Raw genomic sequence first — 15,470 nt, 5'->3', positions numbered from 1 at the left:
CCAGTTTCTTTTCCCTCCCTTAGAAATCAATGCTCAGGGGTGCACGGGGGAAGGGAATCACATCTCGGATGTTACTCATGCCGGTCATAAATTGGACTAAACGCTCGAATCCTAATCCGAACCCGGCATGAGGAACGGTCCCGTAGCGGCGTAAATCTAAATACCACCAATAATCCTCAATACTGAGTCCTTGCTTTTCTAACCTTTGTTGGAGAATATCCAGACGTTCTTCCCGTTGGGAACCGCCGATGATTTCCCCAATTTTGGGGGCGAGGATGTCCATTGCGGCTACGGTCTTGTTGTCATCATTCAGCCGCATATAGAAGGCTTTGATTTCTACAGGATAATCCGTAACGATCGCCGGTTTTTTAAATAACTCTTCCGCCAGATAACGTTCATGTTCCGATTGTAAATCTAGTCCCCACTCTACGGGAAACTCAAATTTTTTATCGGCTTTTTTCAAGAGGGTAACGGCTTCGGTATAGGTCACTCGCTCAAATTGATTGTTAATAATATTATGGGCGGTTTCCAGCACCGTTTTATCGATGCGATCGTTGAAAAATTCCATATCTTCCGGGCATTTTTCCAACACAAACTTAAAGATATATTTTAAGAATGCCTCGGCTAAATCCATGTCCCCAGTTAGGTCACAAAAGGCCATTTCTGGTTCTACCATCCAAAACTCAGCGAGGTGTCGCGAGGTGTTGGAATTTTCAGCCCGAAAGGTTGGACCAAAGGTATAAACATCACTCAAAGCCATTGCCATGACTTCGGCTTCTAATTGACCACTGACGGTTAGATAAGCCGGTTTACCGAAAAAGTCTTTTCCATAGTCCACTTGATTGCTATTTTCTAACCGGGGAATGTCCTGGAGATTTAAACTGGTGACGGCTAACATTTCCCCGGCCCCTTCACAGTCACTCGCAGTCATGATGGGAGTATGAACCCAGAGAAACCCTCGTTCTTGAAAGAATTGGTGGATGGCAGTTGCGGCAGCGTTGCGGACGCGAAAGACGGCCCCAAAAGTATTGGTCCGTCCGCGCAAATGTCCGATCGTCCGCAAAAACTCAAACGAGTGGCGCTTTTTCTGGAGGGGGTAGGTTTCCGGGTCAGATTCGCCATAGAGTTTGACTTCGGAGGCGTTGAGCTCGATCCGTTGTCCTTTGGCAGGAGACTCGACGAGAATGCCGGAGACTTCTAGGGATGCGCCGGTGTTGAGTTGTTTGAGAATTTCGGCGTACTGGGGTAAATCGGGGTTGAGAACGATTTGAAGGTTCGCCAGGGAGGAACCATCATTGACTTCAACAAAGGTAAATTCTTTTAATTCTCGTTTGGTGCGGACCCACCCCTGAACAGTTACGGATGTTTGGGGTTCGCCAGTTCGCAAAATTTCAACTATCCTTTGTTTCATTTTAGAGTTTCGCGTTTAGGTTGAGAGTGTAATGATTTTAACGGAGGAAAGGGCGTGAGGGTGGCGAAGGATGAGTTTAGCTGGCCCAGGCTCTTAATAACCAGCCGATAATAATACCAATTCCCCCAAAGCGAAGGGCTTGCCAAAAAGGTTCTCTGAGGGCGCTAAAACTGAAGAGTTCGCTTTCTAAGTTGAGTTCGATCGCCTCTAGGGTAGTCTGGATTTGTTTTAACTCTTGTTTGAGTTCCGGGATCAGCGATGGGTTTATGGTTTTGGCTTGACGAACTTCTTGATAGATGTCCTCTCGTCGGTTTTGGAGCTCTCGTTGGCGCTGGCGATCGCGCTGAACTTGCGCGATCCGCTCTTTGAGATGGGTGAGCGATCGCTCGGTTTCTTCAACTTGGCGCTCAATTTCTCCCAAGGGATTACTGTCTGGTCCGGGGGGACCCTCACGATTGACGCCGCGATCGCTTCGCAGTTCGCCCGATCGCTCAGAGTCTGAGGGGTCAAATGGGTCGGAGGGTAATGTCATTCGGAACTGTTAGAAATAAAAATAGATAATTTTACAAGCTCACCGTGCAGGATGCCATAAATATGGTATGCTACTTCTACTCTTTTTCCATTCAAGACATCTGGCCCCTGAAATGGGCTGGATTGATGCGCTCACCCATTCCTGACCGCGCACAAGAAATTTGCCCCCCTTGAATTCAGGGGATTTGTACAATGGCTAACCCAACTCCCACCCACGGCAACCGGACGATGGGTTTGCAGAGTCCGCTTTCGGACAAGTTACAAGAGTTTAGTACCCTAGAACTCGCTCAGGCCCTCGCAGAACGCCTGACTTTAACCGAAAAAGATTGGCATCGCCTGAAGTCTAACCGAGCGGTTCGCGCCCAAGAACAGGCTGCTGCTGCTTTAGTGTTTTTGCTCAAGGAGAACCCCGAAGAAGCTTTGTTACGACTACACCAAGCTGTGGGGTGGATTGATCGCTCAATTAGTGCTCCCCCCTGCCCAACTCATGGCGATCGGTCTTCTAAATCCTCTGAGCAATAGTCCATCCAGAAGGACCTCACGGGAGCATTTTTTCCCCGTTTGGGTCTAGCCTCAAGAAGAATCGACCCTTGATTCTGGAATTCCGTACCCTGGGCGATCGCTTATCGCAGTTTAGGTAATCGGGAGGACTGATTAAATTGTTTACATAATTTCAGTTCTCGGTTATTATCGTCCCAATTGACTTGATCAAAAATTTGGTGTAGAATAAAAAGCCCTCTGCCGCATTCTCCTTCATCATGAGGCAAATGTTCCTCGGGATCGACATGACAAGGGCAAGCACAGGCAAAACCTTTTCCTTGATCCGCGATCGCCCACCAGTATTCATCGGCCATCCCACTAAATCGAACCACCACGGTTTTTCGGGGATCTAAATTGTTTCCATGCTTGGCAGCGTTGACTAATGCTTCCTGAAGTCCGAGACGGATTTCGGCCTGCCATTGGCGCGGAATATCAACCAATAGCAGATCCAGGATTGGACACAAATAGAGCGTGGAAGCAAAGCTAATGGTGTTCCAGCTACGCTCTATTGGACGAGGTGAAATAGCAATCACAGAAAAAACCCCGCAGCTTTAGAAAAAATACATCAGTTGGTTAAGCAAGACCCTGTAGAATACCTGAACGGTCAGGTTACACCCTTTACCTTGAGTCGGTTGGAATCTTTTTGGGCTGAAAGAGGCCCTATGGATTGTTTCATGGGCGATTCCCAGACGGATTGCGCCGGTCAGGGGACTGTGAATCTCCATATTGCTAAAACCATGTTTGTGACCTGAATCACGAACTGCTTTTCACTTTTATTGTACCGAATTGCATTGAAAAAGCTACTATTTCACCGATAGAAACTCTCCCAACCGTTAGCCTTATGCGGTTAAAGGGGAGAGCGATCGCATCCCTGCGCCTTTAAAAATCCCGGTAAATCGGGAAGGGCTGTATAGGTGAAAACCCATTCATGGTAGGCGATCCCCTTATGAAGACGATCCGGCGAGCCGGAGTGCAGTCTTGGGTAACGGGGAAGCTCTAATAAAATAATAATATTTTTACATTTCTAACCCAGCATCGGACGGATTGGCCCAAAATTCTGAGCTTTCCCCTGTTCTCTGATTGGTTGTGCTTATCTTGGGAGAGGGGGAGATGGGGAGGATGGGGAGGATGGGGAGGATGGGGAGGATGGGGGAGATGGGGAGGATGGGGGAGATGGGGGAGATTATTTGTGGTAACAACTTCAGTCATTGCTCTCGTGTCATGGCATCCGCTATGGCACTTACTCTGAGCGGATTAAGCATCTGTTTGGGGACTGGCGCGATCGCCTCCTTCTGAACCCGTGACTTGGCATTAGCCAAATCACCAGCACTTATCTCCCCCATCTCCCCCAGCCTCCCCATCTCCCCCATCCTCCCCATCTCCCCCATCCCCCCATCTCCCTTAAACCGTCTCCTCACTCAACAATAAGGCTAACGCCTCCTTCATTTCCCCTTGAGTGGTGGTGGCGGTGCCGAATTGGCGGACCACAATGCTGGCGGCCAAATTGCCGAGAACTGCTGCCTCCCAGTAGGAACCCCCGGCACAGAGTCCGAGGGTGAGTGCTGAAACTACCGTATCTCCAGCACCTGTGACGTCAAACACGTCCGTGCGATTGAACGGGGGGATGTGATGTTCCATTCCGGCGCGATCGCATAACGTCATTCCTTCATCCCCTCGGGTAATTAGCATTTGTTGCGCCTGGGTGAGGGTCAGCAGGTCCCGTGACGCTTGGGTGACGGATGGAGGTGTAGTAATGGCGTATCCCACCGCTTGTTCGGCTTCTGGGACATTGGGGGTAAAGATTGTGGCACCGGCATAGCGATGGAGGGCGGTTTGAGCATCCACCACCGTCAGTTCATGTCCTAATGCTGCCTCAATCACCAGGGGAGTCAGGACGCCATCGCCATAGTCGGAACAAACAACCGCATCCACCGTAGGGAGTTGAGCGCGGATGTAGTCGGCGAGTTGTTGCTGTAAGTCTATGCTGGGTAACTCATCGGATTTGCGATCGACCCGAACCACCTGCTGAGTCACCGACTGACGCGCATGGCCCGAAATCCGGGTTTTGGTGACTGTAGGTCGATCGCCATCAAGGAAAATCCCCCCAGTATCGATTCCTGCTGCTTCAAAAATGCGGCAGAGGGCCTTTCCTTGTTCATCTTGGCCGATTAAACCGGCGACTTTAACCTTAGCTCCCATTTTTGCCAGATTGTAAACCGCATTCGCTCCCCCTCCGGGGACTTGGCGGGTGCTTTCATGGCGCAGAATTAAAACAGGCGCTTCTCGGGAAATACGCTCCACCTGACCCGTGAGAAATTCATCCAGGGTCAAATCGCCAATCACGAGGACCCGCGCTGTTGAAAAGCGGTCTATCAACTCTAGGGAGCGTCTTGCTCCTTCCCGGAGGCGATCGGCAAAGTGGGACTCAATAGCCATTTCGGTCAACTCTCTGTTAAAAGTTCAGACATCAGAATTCTGGACCACAGGGACGAGATCGGCAATCTTGACGATCGCACCAAAAAAGAGCGATCGCCTGAGCAAATCTCTCCACAGAGGTCCTGGGAGCATTCAATCCCCCTTCAACCCACGCCAATTCCCCGTCAGGTCAGACAGAAACGAGACGATGGGATTGAACTGAGTTTATTAACACCATCCCTGAGCTTAGGGACTACTTCAACTTGGTTTTGATCAGGGTCACCACTTGAGTCATTTGTTTCTTTAACGCATTAATTTCAGCTTGCATCTTAGCCATTTGTTGCTTGAGTGCCTGAATTTCTGCCGCACTGTCTCCACCACTGCTGGGTTGAGGTACGGGGGCCCCTTCCGGTTGCCATTTTTTGGCCTTCGCCATCGAGGTTTTAATCGCTTCAATTAGAGATTTCTTCTCGAACGGCTTCTCAATAAATTCAAAATAATTGAACGGTTCGGCAATTTTTTCGGCGACTTCCTCCTTCCGTCCTGACATCAAAACGAGTGGAGTCATCTTTCCTTCAGTTTTAGAGATTTTCTCCAACTGCTGGAACACCTCCCAACCGCTGACCTTTGGCAATAGGAAATCCAACATAATCAGGTTAGGGCGTTCTTCGCGGATCTGTTTGAGTCCTTGTTCGCCGTCTTTTGCTTCTAATACTTCAAAGTTACCGGCAGGCAGCATATCTCTGACCATGCGCCGGATCACTGCACTATCATCGATAACTAGGATCTTGTGACTTGCCACGACTGACTCCTCTGGGGGTGAGTGAAAGCTGTAATTCTAACAAGAGAGTTTTTTCATTATGCCTGCCCCTAGGATGCTGATGCACCCCCGCCAAAACTAGACGGTGGTCCAGGCAGATCCCAAAAATGACAGCTTTCTTGATTGTATTGGGCTTTGGGACCGGGTTGATCTCCCTCTTGGTTCTTTTTGCACGAACCAGGTCTATGCTAACCTCATCATGATGGCAATTCCCGCCCTGGAGCGTGTCTGGGGTTACAGATCAAGGCGCAAAGGCTTAGAGTAGAATAGGTTCGCTCCGCTTCAGTCCCCGGCTGGAATGAAGCAGTTTTTACCCCCTTCACCCTTTTAACGCCATGTCTGCTCAACCCAACCCCACGAATCCGACGGCTGCAACCCCGTTCCGCAATGAAATAGAGGCGATGCCGGACTGGTTGCGACGTCGCGGCATTGGCAAGGCGAGTGAGTTGTCCCAGGTGCAACGGATTATCAAGCAACGGCAGATCCATACGATTTGTGAAGAGGGCCGTTGTCCCAATCGGGGGGAATGTTATAGCAATCAGACGGCTACGTTTTTGTTAATGGGTCCCACTTGTACTCGCTCTTGTGGCTTCTGTCAGGTGGATAAGGGTCATGCGCCGATGCCGTTGGACCCCCAGGAACCGCAAAAGGTGGCGGAGGCGGTACAGTTGTTGGGTTTGCGGTATGTGGTGCTGACTTCGGTGGCGCGAGATGATTTAGCCGATGGCGGTGCGGGATGGTTTGTGGCAACGATGAACGAAATTCGCGATCGCACTCCGGAGACTCAGATAGAAGTTCTCACCGCCGATTTCTGGGGGGGACAAGGGACAGAGTTGGAGCGCTTACAACGGGAGAGAATTGCCACAGTTGTGGCCGCCAAACCGGCTTGTTACAACCATAATATTGAGACCGTCCGACGGTTACAAGGGCGGGTGCGTCGAGGAGCAAAGTTGGATCGCTCTTTGGCAGTGTTAAGGATAGTCAAGGAACTGGATTCAACGATTCCTACGAAGTCGGGTTTGATGTTGGGACATGGAGAAACCCAGGATGAGGTAATTGAGGCAATGGAAGAGTTGAGGGCGGTAGATTGCGATCGCCTGACGTTGGGACAGTATATGCGGCCCTCTTTAGAACATTTGCCGGTGCAGAAATATTGGACACCGGAGGAGTTTGATCAGTTAGGGACAGTCGCCCGAGAAATGGGTTTTTCTCATGTGCGATCGGGTCCTCTAGTTCGCAGTTCCTATCATGCGGGGGAAGCGGAGTAAATTGGGCAACTGGTTACGCTATAAATCAATCCCTTTTGGTTTTTAATTTCCCTCTACCAAAAGGGTGAAATGATTATAAAAAGCCCACGGTTATGTGAGTCAAATAAAAGTGCGAAAGTAGCGACTTTATAGCGATTTACGAAAGTCTTATCTTTCGATGGAGCCGGGAAGTTTTTGGAGGCGTTACAGTTGTTTGGGGACTGTCTGAAGCAAAATCCTGGCGATCGCGTGGTGCAGATTTATAGCGATCGCGCTCAACGGAAGCTTAATCCCTAAAGGAGTCGAATTAATTGGGTCCTGTTTTGAAAAGGGGACTCCGCAAGCCCAACCCTGAGAGAATCCGTGGCGGGGAAATGGGGATGAGTACCCCCAATTTTAGGGGCGATCGCCTCAAAATTCTGAGAACAGATAAGCTATCCTAGAAAGCACTTGCTTTCGTTCAGATGGGCGACAAAATTAAACTCAAACTATCTATTCCTTTGGGGTTCATGAGGGTCCTTTATTTTAGGGTTCCCCCGGGTTGATGTTTCCCTTCTGAGTGGCGTCAGTATCTCAATCCCTTCTCCCTTACAGAAAGGGTAAGGGGTGACCCTACCCTCATTTGGGCGGTTGATTTAGATAAACTAATAGATTAAGCTGCATCTATCTAAAGACTGATATTTAACGACATTTTTGGGTAGGACCTACTGTACGGATCGGGGATAGTCGGTTCAGAATTGTACGTTTGCCGATTTTAGCCCCATTGGGGGTGCGAATGTTGAGCGGGTTTGAGTGGCGATCGCCCCGGAATTCCCTCAAATTTCATAGCTTTCTAGCGATAATGTAACTATGCTGACTCTTCCTGGTGTTGCGGTTAAAGTGCAAATCTATGAAAGTTCTAATTCTCTCTTGTATCGAGGGATTCGTGAGGAAGATAATCAATCTATTATCCTCAAATTTCTGAAAGAAAATTATCCCACTCCTCAAGAACTCATTCGCTATCGCACGGAATATGAAATTACTAAATCTCTCAATGTACCGGGAGTGGTGCAAGTCTATGACTTGCAAAAATATCAGAATCGCCTCGTCATGTTTATCGAGGATTTTGGGGGGGAATCTTTAAGCTATTGGATGCAGCATCGCCAATTTACTTTAGCTGAATTTCTGCAAATTGCCATTGAAACAACCGAGGCCCTGGCCCAGATTCACGCTGCCAATATTATTCATAAAGATATTAACCCGGGTAATATTGTTTTTAACCCGACTACGGGGCAGATTAAAATCATTGATTTTGGAATTTCTACCCAATTAAACCGGCAAAATACCCCCCTACAAAATCCTAGTGGTTTGGAAGGAACTTTGGCCTATTTATCTCCGGAACAAACAGGCAGAATGAATCGCTGTGTGGATTATCGCAGTGACTTTTATGCCTTGGGGGTGACTTTTTATGAACTACTGACCCACCGATTACCCTTTGAAAGTACCGACCCTTTAGAATTAATCCATTGTCATATTGCCAAACAGCCAATTCCCCCTCATCTTCAGGTTGAAAAGTTAAATGCAGAAGGAAAGCGTTTGGAAACTGATATAGACGGAATCCCCAAGACTTTACCGGATTGTCTGATTCCGCCAGTTCTATCTGACATCATCTTAAAACTGATGGCAAAAACCGGGGAGGAACGCTATCAAAGTGCTTACGGATTAAAAGCAGATTTAGAACTTTGTTTACAGCAACTCCAGAAAACTGGTCAAATTTCTCCCTTCCCTATTGCACAACAAGATATTTCGGATAAGTTTCAACTGCCGCAAAAACTCTATGGCAGAGAGGTAGAAATTGAACGCTTAATTTCTGCATTTGAACGGGCAAGGAGGCAAAGTCAATTAATGCTGATTGCTGGATATTCCGGGATTGGCAAATCAGCTTTAGTACAAGAACTCTACAAACCAATCACGGCTCATCGGGGCTATTTTATTTCGGGTAAATTTGACCAATACCAGCGGAATATTCCCTATAGTGCTTTGGTGCGATCGCTACAGCAGTTAATCAAACAGCTATTAACGGAAAGTGAATCTGAACTTAAACAATGGCAGAAGAAACTCTTAACTGCGTTAGGGGTTAATGGTCAAGTCATTGTAGAAGTCATTCCGGAAATTGAATTAATTATTGGCAAACAACTTCCGGTTCCCACTCTCGGTCCCAATGAGTCCCAAAATCGCTTTAATTTAGTCTTTCAAAATTTTATTAAAGTCTTTACACAACCGGAACATCCTTTAGCTTTATTTATTGATGATTTACAATGGGCAGATGGGGCCTCTTTAAACTTAATTCAACGACTGATCGCAGGGGCGGTCCCAGGATTATTTTTAATTGGGGCCTATCGAGATAATGAAGTATCGGCGGGTCATCCATTGGAGTTAATGGTGGATGAAATTACGAAAAATGGAATCCTTATTGAGCGAATTTTTTTATCTCCCTTAGAGTTACCAACCATTGCCCAATTAATTGCCGATACCCTGAAATCAACGCCAGAACGAGTGATGGAATTGGCGGAGTTAGTCCAGTTTAAAACCGGGGGCAATCCCTTTTTTATGAACGAATTTTTAAAGTCTCTTTATACAGAAGGACTACTAAAGTTTAGAACTCAAGGATCTGAGGATCCGGATACCACTTCTCTCCTCCCTGATTCTCCGGAAAACTTAGGAAGTAGTAGGGTTGGCTGGTTCTGGGATTTAGGGCAAATTAAAGCCAGAGATTTTACGGATAATGTGGTAGAACTGATGACGGGTAAAATTCAAAAGCTACCCGAAGCGACTCAAGTATTAGTAAAATTGGCTGCTTGTATCGGTAATGAATTTGACTTAAATCTCTTAGAATTAATCAGTCAGCAATCTTTGAGAAAAACAGTAGAAGATTTAAACGCCGCAGTTGCCGAAAATTTATTAAAATCTCGCCTAAATTCTGGGGAAATCGAGTTAATTCTGAGTGAAGAGGATTATTCTTATTGTTATTTACCTCGCAAGGAATATCCCGCCCTGGTTTATCAATTCGTTCACGATCGCATTCAACAGGCGGCTTATTTTCTGATTCCAGATGCCGAACGGGTTGGGGTTCATCGAGATATTGGGCAAATTCTTCTGGAGAATACTCCCCCCAGTCGCCTGGAAGAAAAAATTTTTGATATGGTAAATCAATTTAATTTTGCCCTAGGGTTAGTGACTGAATCCCAGCAAAAATATGAATGGGCTGAATTAAATCTGATGGCAGGAGAAAAAGCTAAACTGTCCGCTGCTTATCAACCCGCTTTAAATTATTTAAAAGTCGGGATAAATTTATTAGAACAGAACAGTTGGAAAAAGCATTATACTTTAACATTATCTCTGTATGTAAAAGCGGCAGAAGTGGCTTATTTGAATACAGATTTTGCCTTGATGGACCAAATGATAGAAGCGGTTTTGAGTCATGCTAAAACGGTTTTAGATACAGTGGCAGTGTATGAAGTCAAAATCTTAGCTTATAATGCCCAGAGTCAATTTAAGGAGGCGATCGCCATTGGATTAAAAGTCTTAAAACTCTTGGGCGTTAAACTCCCCAAGAATCCCCACACCGGCCATGTTTTATGGGGCCTGTTGCAAAGCAAATTAGCGATCGGATTTAAACCCATTGCCAGCTTCGTCAATCTTCCCTTGATGACTGCTGCCTATCCGAAAGCCGCCGTGAGTATCCTCGGTAAAATTACCTCTTCAGCCTATTTTGCAGCCCCCTTAATGTTTCCCTTAATTGTGTTTAAAAATGTCACTTTATCCATTAAATGGGGCAATAGTTCAGAATCCGCTTATGCCTATAGTAGTTATGGGGTAATTCTCTGTGGAGTCGTGGGACAATTGCAAACTGGATATCAATTTGGTCAACTCTGCCTTAAGGTTCTTTCTCAACTGAATGCTCGAGATGTGAAAGCCCGAACCGAATTTGTAGTCGGGGCTTTAATTCAGCATTGGATTGACCCTCTCAATTCCGTCTTAAAACCCCTTCTGAGTGCCTATCAAATGGGTTTGGAAAACGGAGACTTAGAATATGCCGCTTATGCCGCTTGTCACTATTGCTATAATGCCTTTTTAAGCGGACATGAATTAGTCCCCTTAGAATCACAAATGGCGACCTATGCTACCCGAATTCAGGAAATGGGACAGGTGCGGGTTTTGAATTTACAAGAAGTCTTTCATCAGGGAGTGCTTAACTTACTGGGAAAGTCTGCGGATCCTTGCACGTTACAAGGGACCGCTTTTGATGAAATCATCATGCTGCCGGAACTTGAAAGCCGGAATGACCGGACTGCTATTTGTTATTTATATTTTAATAAATTAATCTTAAATTATCTGTTTGGCAATTTAGACCAAGCAATTAAGTCAGCTAATCTTTGTGAACCTTATCTGGATGGGGTTACCGCATCTCCTGTAGTGATTTATTTTTATTTTTATGATTCTCTAATTCGCTTAGATATGGCGGCTAAATCTGAGCCTTTATCTGTAAAACTACGGATTGAAAAAGTTAATATAAACCAGAAAAAACTTAAAAAATGGGCGCGGATTGCGGGCATGAATAATGCTCATAAATTTCAGCTAGTTGAGGCAGAACGGTATCGAGTCTTGGGTCAAAATCAACGGGCTGCCGCCTGCTACGATTCCGCCCTTGATTTGGTTCAACAACGGGATTGTCTCCCTGAGACTGCCCTAATTTATGAACGGGCAGCTAAATTTTATTTTGCTCAATCCAAAGGATTAATTGCTAAAGCCTATTTACAGGAAGCTTACTACTGCTATCAACTTTGGGGTGCAGTCGCTAAGGTAAAGCAATTAGAGAAATTATATGATAACTTACTCACCCCAGAAAATCGGAAAATTCCAGACACAAAAAAAACGATATCTGCCAGTGCAGCAGAGTTACTCGCCCATCTGGATGTATCAACCATGATGAAAGCATCCCAGGCGATTTATGGGGAAATTGTTTTAGAGAAATTGCTCTCTAGTTTAATGAAAATTGCCATTGAGAATGCCGGGGCACAACGGGGTTGTTTGATTTTATCTAATCAGGGACAATTGAGGATAGAAGCAGAGGGAACGATTGATGGCGATCGCATCACGGTGTTGCAATCGATTCCCGTGATTGAATCGGATCGGGTTTCAGTGGCGATCGTCAATTATGTGGCGAGAACTCAAGAAACCATTGTTTTAAATAATGCAACCCAAGATGGCGATTTTACCAATGATTCCTATATTCAAAAAAATCAAACCCAATCTATCCTCTGTGTTCCTCTCATTGATGGTGGTAAGCTGGTTAGTATTGTCTATTTAGAGAATAATCGGACTACTGGGGCATTTATCCCAGAACGGGTAGAAATTTTAAAACTCCTCTCGGGACAAGCTGCAATTTCTATTCAAAATGCTAAACTCTATTCCGAAGTTAGAGAGAATGAAAAGCATTTAGCTCAACTCAATCAAGCCTACCAACGATTTGTTCCTAGTCAGTTTCTCCAGGTGTTAAATAAAACCAGTATTGTGGATGTGGAATTGGGGGACCAAGTACAGGTTGAAATGTCAGTTTTGTTTTCCGATATTCGCGACTTTACGACCCTGAGTGAAAGTATGACCCCGGAAGAAAATTTTAAATTTATTAACTCTTATTTATCCCGAATGGAACCCGCGATCGCTGAACATTCAGGATTTATTGATAAATATATTGGCGATGCAATTATGGCGCTCTTCAGTGGAGAAGCCGATAATGCCGTTAAAGCGGGAATTTCTATGCTGCATCGTCTGGTTGATTACAATCAACATCGGGTGAGTTGGGGCTTTGCACCCATTAAAAATGGGATTGGGATTAATACCGGGTCCTTAATGTTAGGAACCGTGGGGGGGCAAAATCGCATGGATGGGACGGTGATTAGCGATGCAGTGAATTTAGCTTCCCGAGTAGAAAAATTGACCAAAAATTATGGGGTAGCGCTGTTAATTACGGAGCAAACTTATTCGCGGTTAATCCATCGCGATCGCTATGCCATTCGCCGGATTGATCGGGTCAAGGTCAAAGGAAAATCCGAAGAAGTAACAGTCTATGAAGTCTTTGATGCCGACCCTCCAGAAATCAAAGCGGCAAAGTTAGCGACCTTAGACCAATTTACTGAAGCTTTATCTCTATTTGATGACGAAGACTTTCTGGGATCAGCCCGTTTATTGGCCTATTGCTTAAATCAAAATCCCGGTGATCAGGTGGCGCATATCTATTTTGATCTCTGTCAAAAGCGCTTTACTGGATTACGCTAACTTCCGGCGTTACCCTGACTCTCTTTCCTCGGTTTGAATGAGGCGATCGCCCCACCATCAATTAATCGTATGCGTTGAGAATCGGGTCATGGTGTTGCCAGCGATTCCCTTGAAAAACTGTCAGACCCTTTGGGAATTTATAGTCAATTATGTAGCCCGTATTCAAGAAACTCTGATGTTAAATGATGCCCCACGCCGCAACAATTTTACCAGGGATTCTTATATCTAACAAGCTCAACCCAAGTCAATTCTGTGCGTCCCCTTAAGGGATAGAGGTAAACTGGTGAGCATTGTTTATGGTTTATTGGGAAAACAATAACACCCAGGGAGCCTTTACCCCGGAACGCGGAGAAGTTTTACAGGGGTTAGGAGTAGGGTTATACAGGGATGGAATTACAGAGGCGGTGGATAGTAACGAAGTGGGGTTGGGGAGAGGATGAGTCAAACAATCAAGACTAAACCTCACCCCAGCCCTTTCAGGGAGTCAGATACAAGACTACTTATAAACTGGCATTTCGCCACGGTTGAGACGGAGCATATAACTATCGAGATCCGCCCGAACTTTGTCCGCCAGCAGGAACCCGCCTAACATATTGGGAAAGGACATTGCAAAGAACATCATATCGGCGAAATCGAGGATGGCACCTAGGTTGATGACACTCCCAAGGAAGACGCAAACGACATAAATGATACGGTAGACAATCATGGTGCTTTCGCCAAACAAGTAGGTCCAGGCACGTTCACCGTAGTAACTCCAGGAAATCATGGTGGAGAAGGCAAACAGAAAGACCGCCAAAGTGAGAACGACGGGGAACCAACTGATCACGGAAGCAAAGGCGGCAGCGGTAGTTTCTACCCCAGGTGCGGTGTTGGGGTTGGCATATTCTCCGGTGATAATGACGACTAAGGCGGTCATGTTACAGATAATCACCGTATCGATAAAGGGTTCGAGGAGGGCGACAATGCCTTCGCGGACGGGTTCTTCAGTTCGGGCGGCAGCATGGGCGATCGCCGCTGAACCGACCCCCGCTTCATTGGAGAATGCCGCTCGCTTGAACCCTTGGACTAAGACGCCAATTAATCCCCCATAAGCCGCTTGAGGGACAAACGCTTCGGTAAAAATTTGGGCAAAGGCAGTCGGAATCTGAGGCAGATTGCTCAGAATAATCCACAAAGACGCAGCAACGTAAATGGTACACATAGCCGGGACAAGTGCACCGGCAACGTTCCCAATCCGGCGAATCCCACCAATAATCACGAGGGAAACCAAGAAGGCGAGAGCGATTCCGTAGAGCCAGTTGGGTATCATCGGGAATAAGCCAGAAATAGCCGCAAAGGATTGGTTCGCTTGGAACATATTGCCCCCACCGAAGGCCGCCCCAATACAGAGGATGGCAAACAAACTTGCCATGATATTGCCCAGTTGAGCCTTACCTTTTTCGGCTAAACCCCGAGAGAGATAGTACATGGGGCCACCGGCAATCCGCCCATCAGGCAAGACAACGCGGTATTTTTGAGCCAGGGTACATTCCACAAACTTGCTCGTCATGCCGAATAAGGCGGCGATGGTCATCCAGAACATGGCCCCGGGTCCCCCCAGGGAAATGGCGATCGCCACCCCGGCAATATTTCCCAGTCCCACCGTGGCGGACAGGGCCGCCGCTAGGGCTTGGAAATGGCTGACTTCTCCGATTTCGGCAGGGTCGTCATAGTGACCTTGGATGACAAAAAAGGCGTGCTTCAAGGCGCGGAAGTTGATAAAGCCCATGCGAATGGTGAAATAAACCGCACCGCTAATCAACCATAAGACAATGAAGGGAATGCCCAGGCCAAAATCGAAAAAGAGGACCGCAGACATCCAGTTCACCAGTTGCGTGAAGACGGCATCGAGGGTGGGGAGGAACCCGGTGGGTGCAGCCTCTTCAGCTTCTTGGGCGACTGCGGCGATCGGCAGGGCCAGTAGAAATAGGATGATTAGTGAAATCCAGCGTTTCTTCATAAGTGCAGTTGGTTAGAGGGAATGGGACATTGATGGGATTGTTCAAGATGTGAATCGACTGCCTTTGGCGGGTCAAGCTGGGCTTAACAGAAATATTACGCCTTTTTATCGTTCAAGCTGTAACCAATCTGGGTAGTTTTGTCAAGACACTGGGGGGTTGAGGCGGTTTGAGTTTGGGATCCTAGTCCG

At 46.7% G+C, this 15,470-nt stretch carries 10 protein-coding genes; 4 read left to right on the top strand and 6 right to left on the bottom strand.

The window, feature by feature from the left end:
* Positions 1-19: 19 nt before the first annotated feature.
* Positions 20-1,411: an asparagine--tRNA ligase gene (gene asnS, locus NG796_RS07970; protein WP_261205368.1), complete on the bottom strand. Its 1,392-nt coding sequence runs from the start codon at positions 1,409-1,411 to the stop codon at positions 20-22.
* A gap of 76 nt (positions 1,412-1,487) precedes the next feature.
* Positions 1,488-1,943 carry a DUF2203 domain-containing protein gene (locus NG796_RS07965; protein WP_261205367.1) on the bottom strand — a complete coding sequence of 152 codons (456 nt, stop codon included), beginning with the start codon at positions 1,941-1,943 and terminating at the stop codon, positions 1,488-1,490.
* A gap of 227 nt (positions 1,944-2,170) precedes the next feature.
* Between NG796_RS07965 and NG796_RS07960 the strand changes: the two genes are divergently transcribed.
* Complete coding sequence (locus NG796_RS07960; RefSeq protein WP_261205475.1) at positions 2,171-2,464, top strand: DUF6439 family protein; 294 nt, start codon at positions 2,171-2,173, stop codon at positions 2,462-2,464.
* Between the two features lie 101 nt (positions 2,465-2,565).
* Here NG796_RS07960 and NG796_RS07955 read toward each other — a convergent pair whose 3' ends face one another.
* The 3 genes from NG796_RS07955 to NG796_RS07945 form a co-directional block, all read right to left on the bottom strand.
* Positions 2,566-3,015 (bottom strand): ATP-binding protein, encoded by a 450-nt coding sequence (locus tag NG796_RS07955; protein ID WP_261205366.1) that lies wholly within the window; start codon positions 3,013-3,015, stop codon positions 2,566-2,568.
* 868 nt (positions 3,016-3,883) lie between these two features.
* Positions 3,884-4,918, bottom strand: coding sequence for a bifunctional heptose 7-phosphate kinase/heptose 1-phosphate adenyltransferase (locus tag NG796_RS07950; protein ID WP_261205365.1), 1,035 nt, complete (start codon positions 4,916-4,918; stop codon positions 3,884-3,886).
* Between the two features lie 232 nt (positions 4,919-5,150).
* Positions 5,151-5,699, bottom strand: coding sequence for a response regulator transcription factor (locus NG796_RS07945; protein ID WP_261205364.1), 549 nt, complete (start codon positions 5,697-5,699; stop codon positions 5,151-5,153).
* Positions 5,700-6,052: 353 nt separating this feature from the next.
* On the opposite strand from NG796_RS07945, the gene lipA reads away from it, so the two are divergent.
* From lipA to NG796_RS07930, 3 genes are all read left to right on the top strand, one after another.
* Positions 6,053-6,985: a lipoyl synthase gene (gene lipA / locus NG796_RS07940; protein WP_261205363.1), complete on the top strand. Its 933-nt coding sequence runs from the start codon at positions 6,053-6,055 to the stop codon at positions 6,983-6,985.
* Between the two features lie 828 nt (positions 6,986-7,813).
* Positions 7,814-13,282, top strand: a complete 5,469-nt coding sequence (locus NG796_RS07935; RefSeq protein ID WP_261205362.1) for an AAA family ATPase — start codon at positions 7,814-7,816, stop codon at positions 13,280-13,282.
* Between the two features lie 296 nt (positions 13,283-13,578).
* The gene (locus NG796_RS07930; protein ID WP_261205361.1) at positions 13,579-13,722 is read left to right on the top strand and encodes a hypothetical protein; all 144 of its coding nucleotides are present in this window, start codon (positions 13,579-13,581) and stop codon (positions 13,720-13,722) included.
* Between the two features lie 56 nt (positions 13,723-13,778).
* Here the strand turns inward: NG796_RS07930 and NG796_RS07925 are convergent, their stop codons facing one another.
* Positions 13,779-15,281, bottom strand: a complete 1,503-nt coding sequence (locus tag NG796_RS07925) for an alanine/glycine:cation symporter family protein (RefSeq protein ID WP_261205360.1) — start codon at positions 15,279-15,281, stop codon at positions 13,779-13,781.
* Between the last annotated feature and the right edge of the window lie 189 nt (positions 15,282-15,470).

The organism is Laspinema sp. D2d, assembly GCF_025370755.1.
GTDB lineage: Bacteria > Cyanobacteriota > Cyanobacteriia > Cyanobacteriales > Laspinemataceae > Laspinema.
Note: the sequence above shows the minus strand (reverse complement) of the source record. Positions and strands in the feature narration are given on the sequence as shown.

Excerpts from the sequence above, each read along its gene's own strand:
- asnS (WP_261205368.1), bottom strand. The coding sequence starts at position 1,411 with ATGAAACAAAGGATAGTTGAAATTTTGCGAACTGGCGAACCCCAAACA.
- NG796_RS07965 (WP_261205367.1), bottom strand. The coding sequence starts at position 1,943 with ATGACATTACCCTCCGACCCATTTGACCCCTCAGACTCTGAGCGATCG.
- NG796_RS07960 (WP_261205475.1), top strand. The coding sequence starts at position 2,171 with ATGGGTTTGCAGAGTCCGCTTTCGGACAAGTTACAAGAGTTTAGTACC.
- NG796_RS07950 (WP_261205365.1), bottom strand. The coding sequence starts at position 4,918 with ATGGCTATTGAGTCCCACTTTGCCGATCGCCTCCGGGAAGGAGCAAGA.
- lipA (WP_261205363.1), top strand. The coding sequence starts at position 6,053 with ATGTCTGCTCAACCCAACCCCACGAATCCGACGGCTGCAACCCCGTTC.
- NG796_RS07935 (WP_261205362.1), top strand. The coding sequence starts at position 7,814 with ATGCTGACTCTTCCTGGTGTTGCGGTTAAAGTGCAAATCTATGAAAGT.
- NG796_RS07930 (WP_261205361.1), top strand. The coding sequence starts at position 13,579 with ATGGTTTATTGGGAAAACAATAACACCCAGGGAGCCTTTACCCCGGAA.
- NG796_RS07925 (WP_261205360.1), bottom strand. The coding sequence starts at position 15,281 with ATGAAGAAACGCTGGATTTCACTAATCATCCTATTTCTACTGGCCCTG.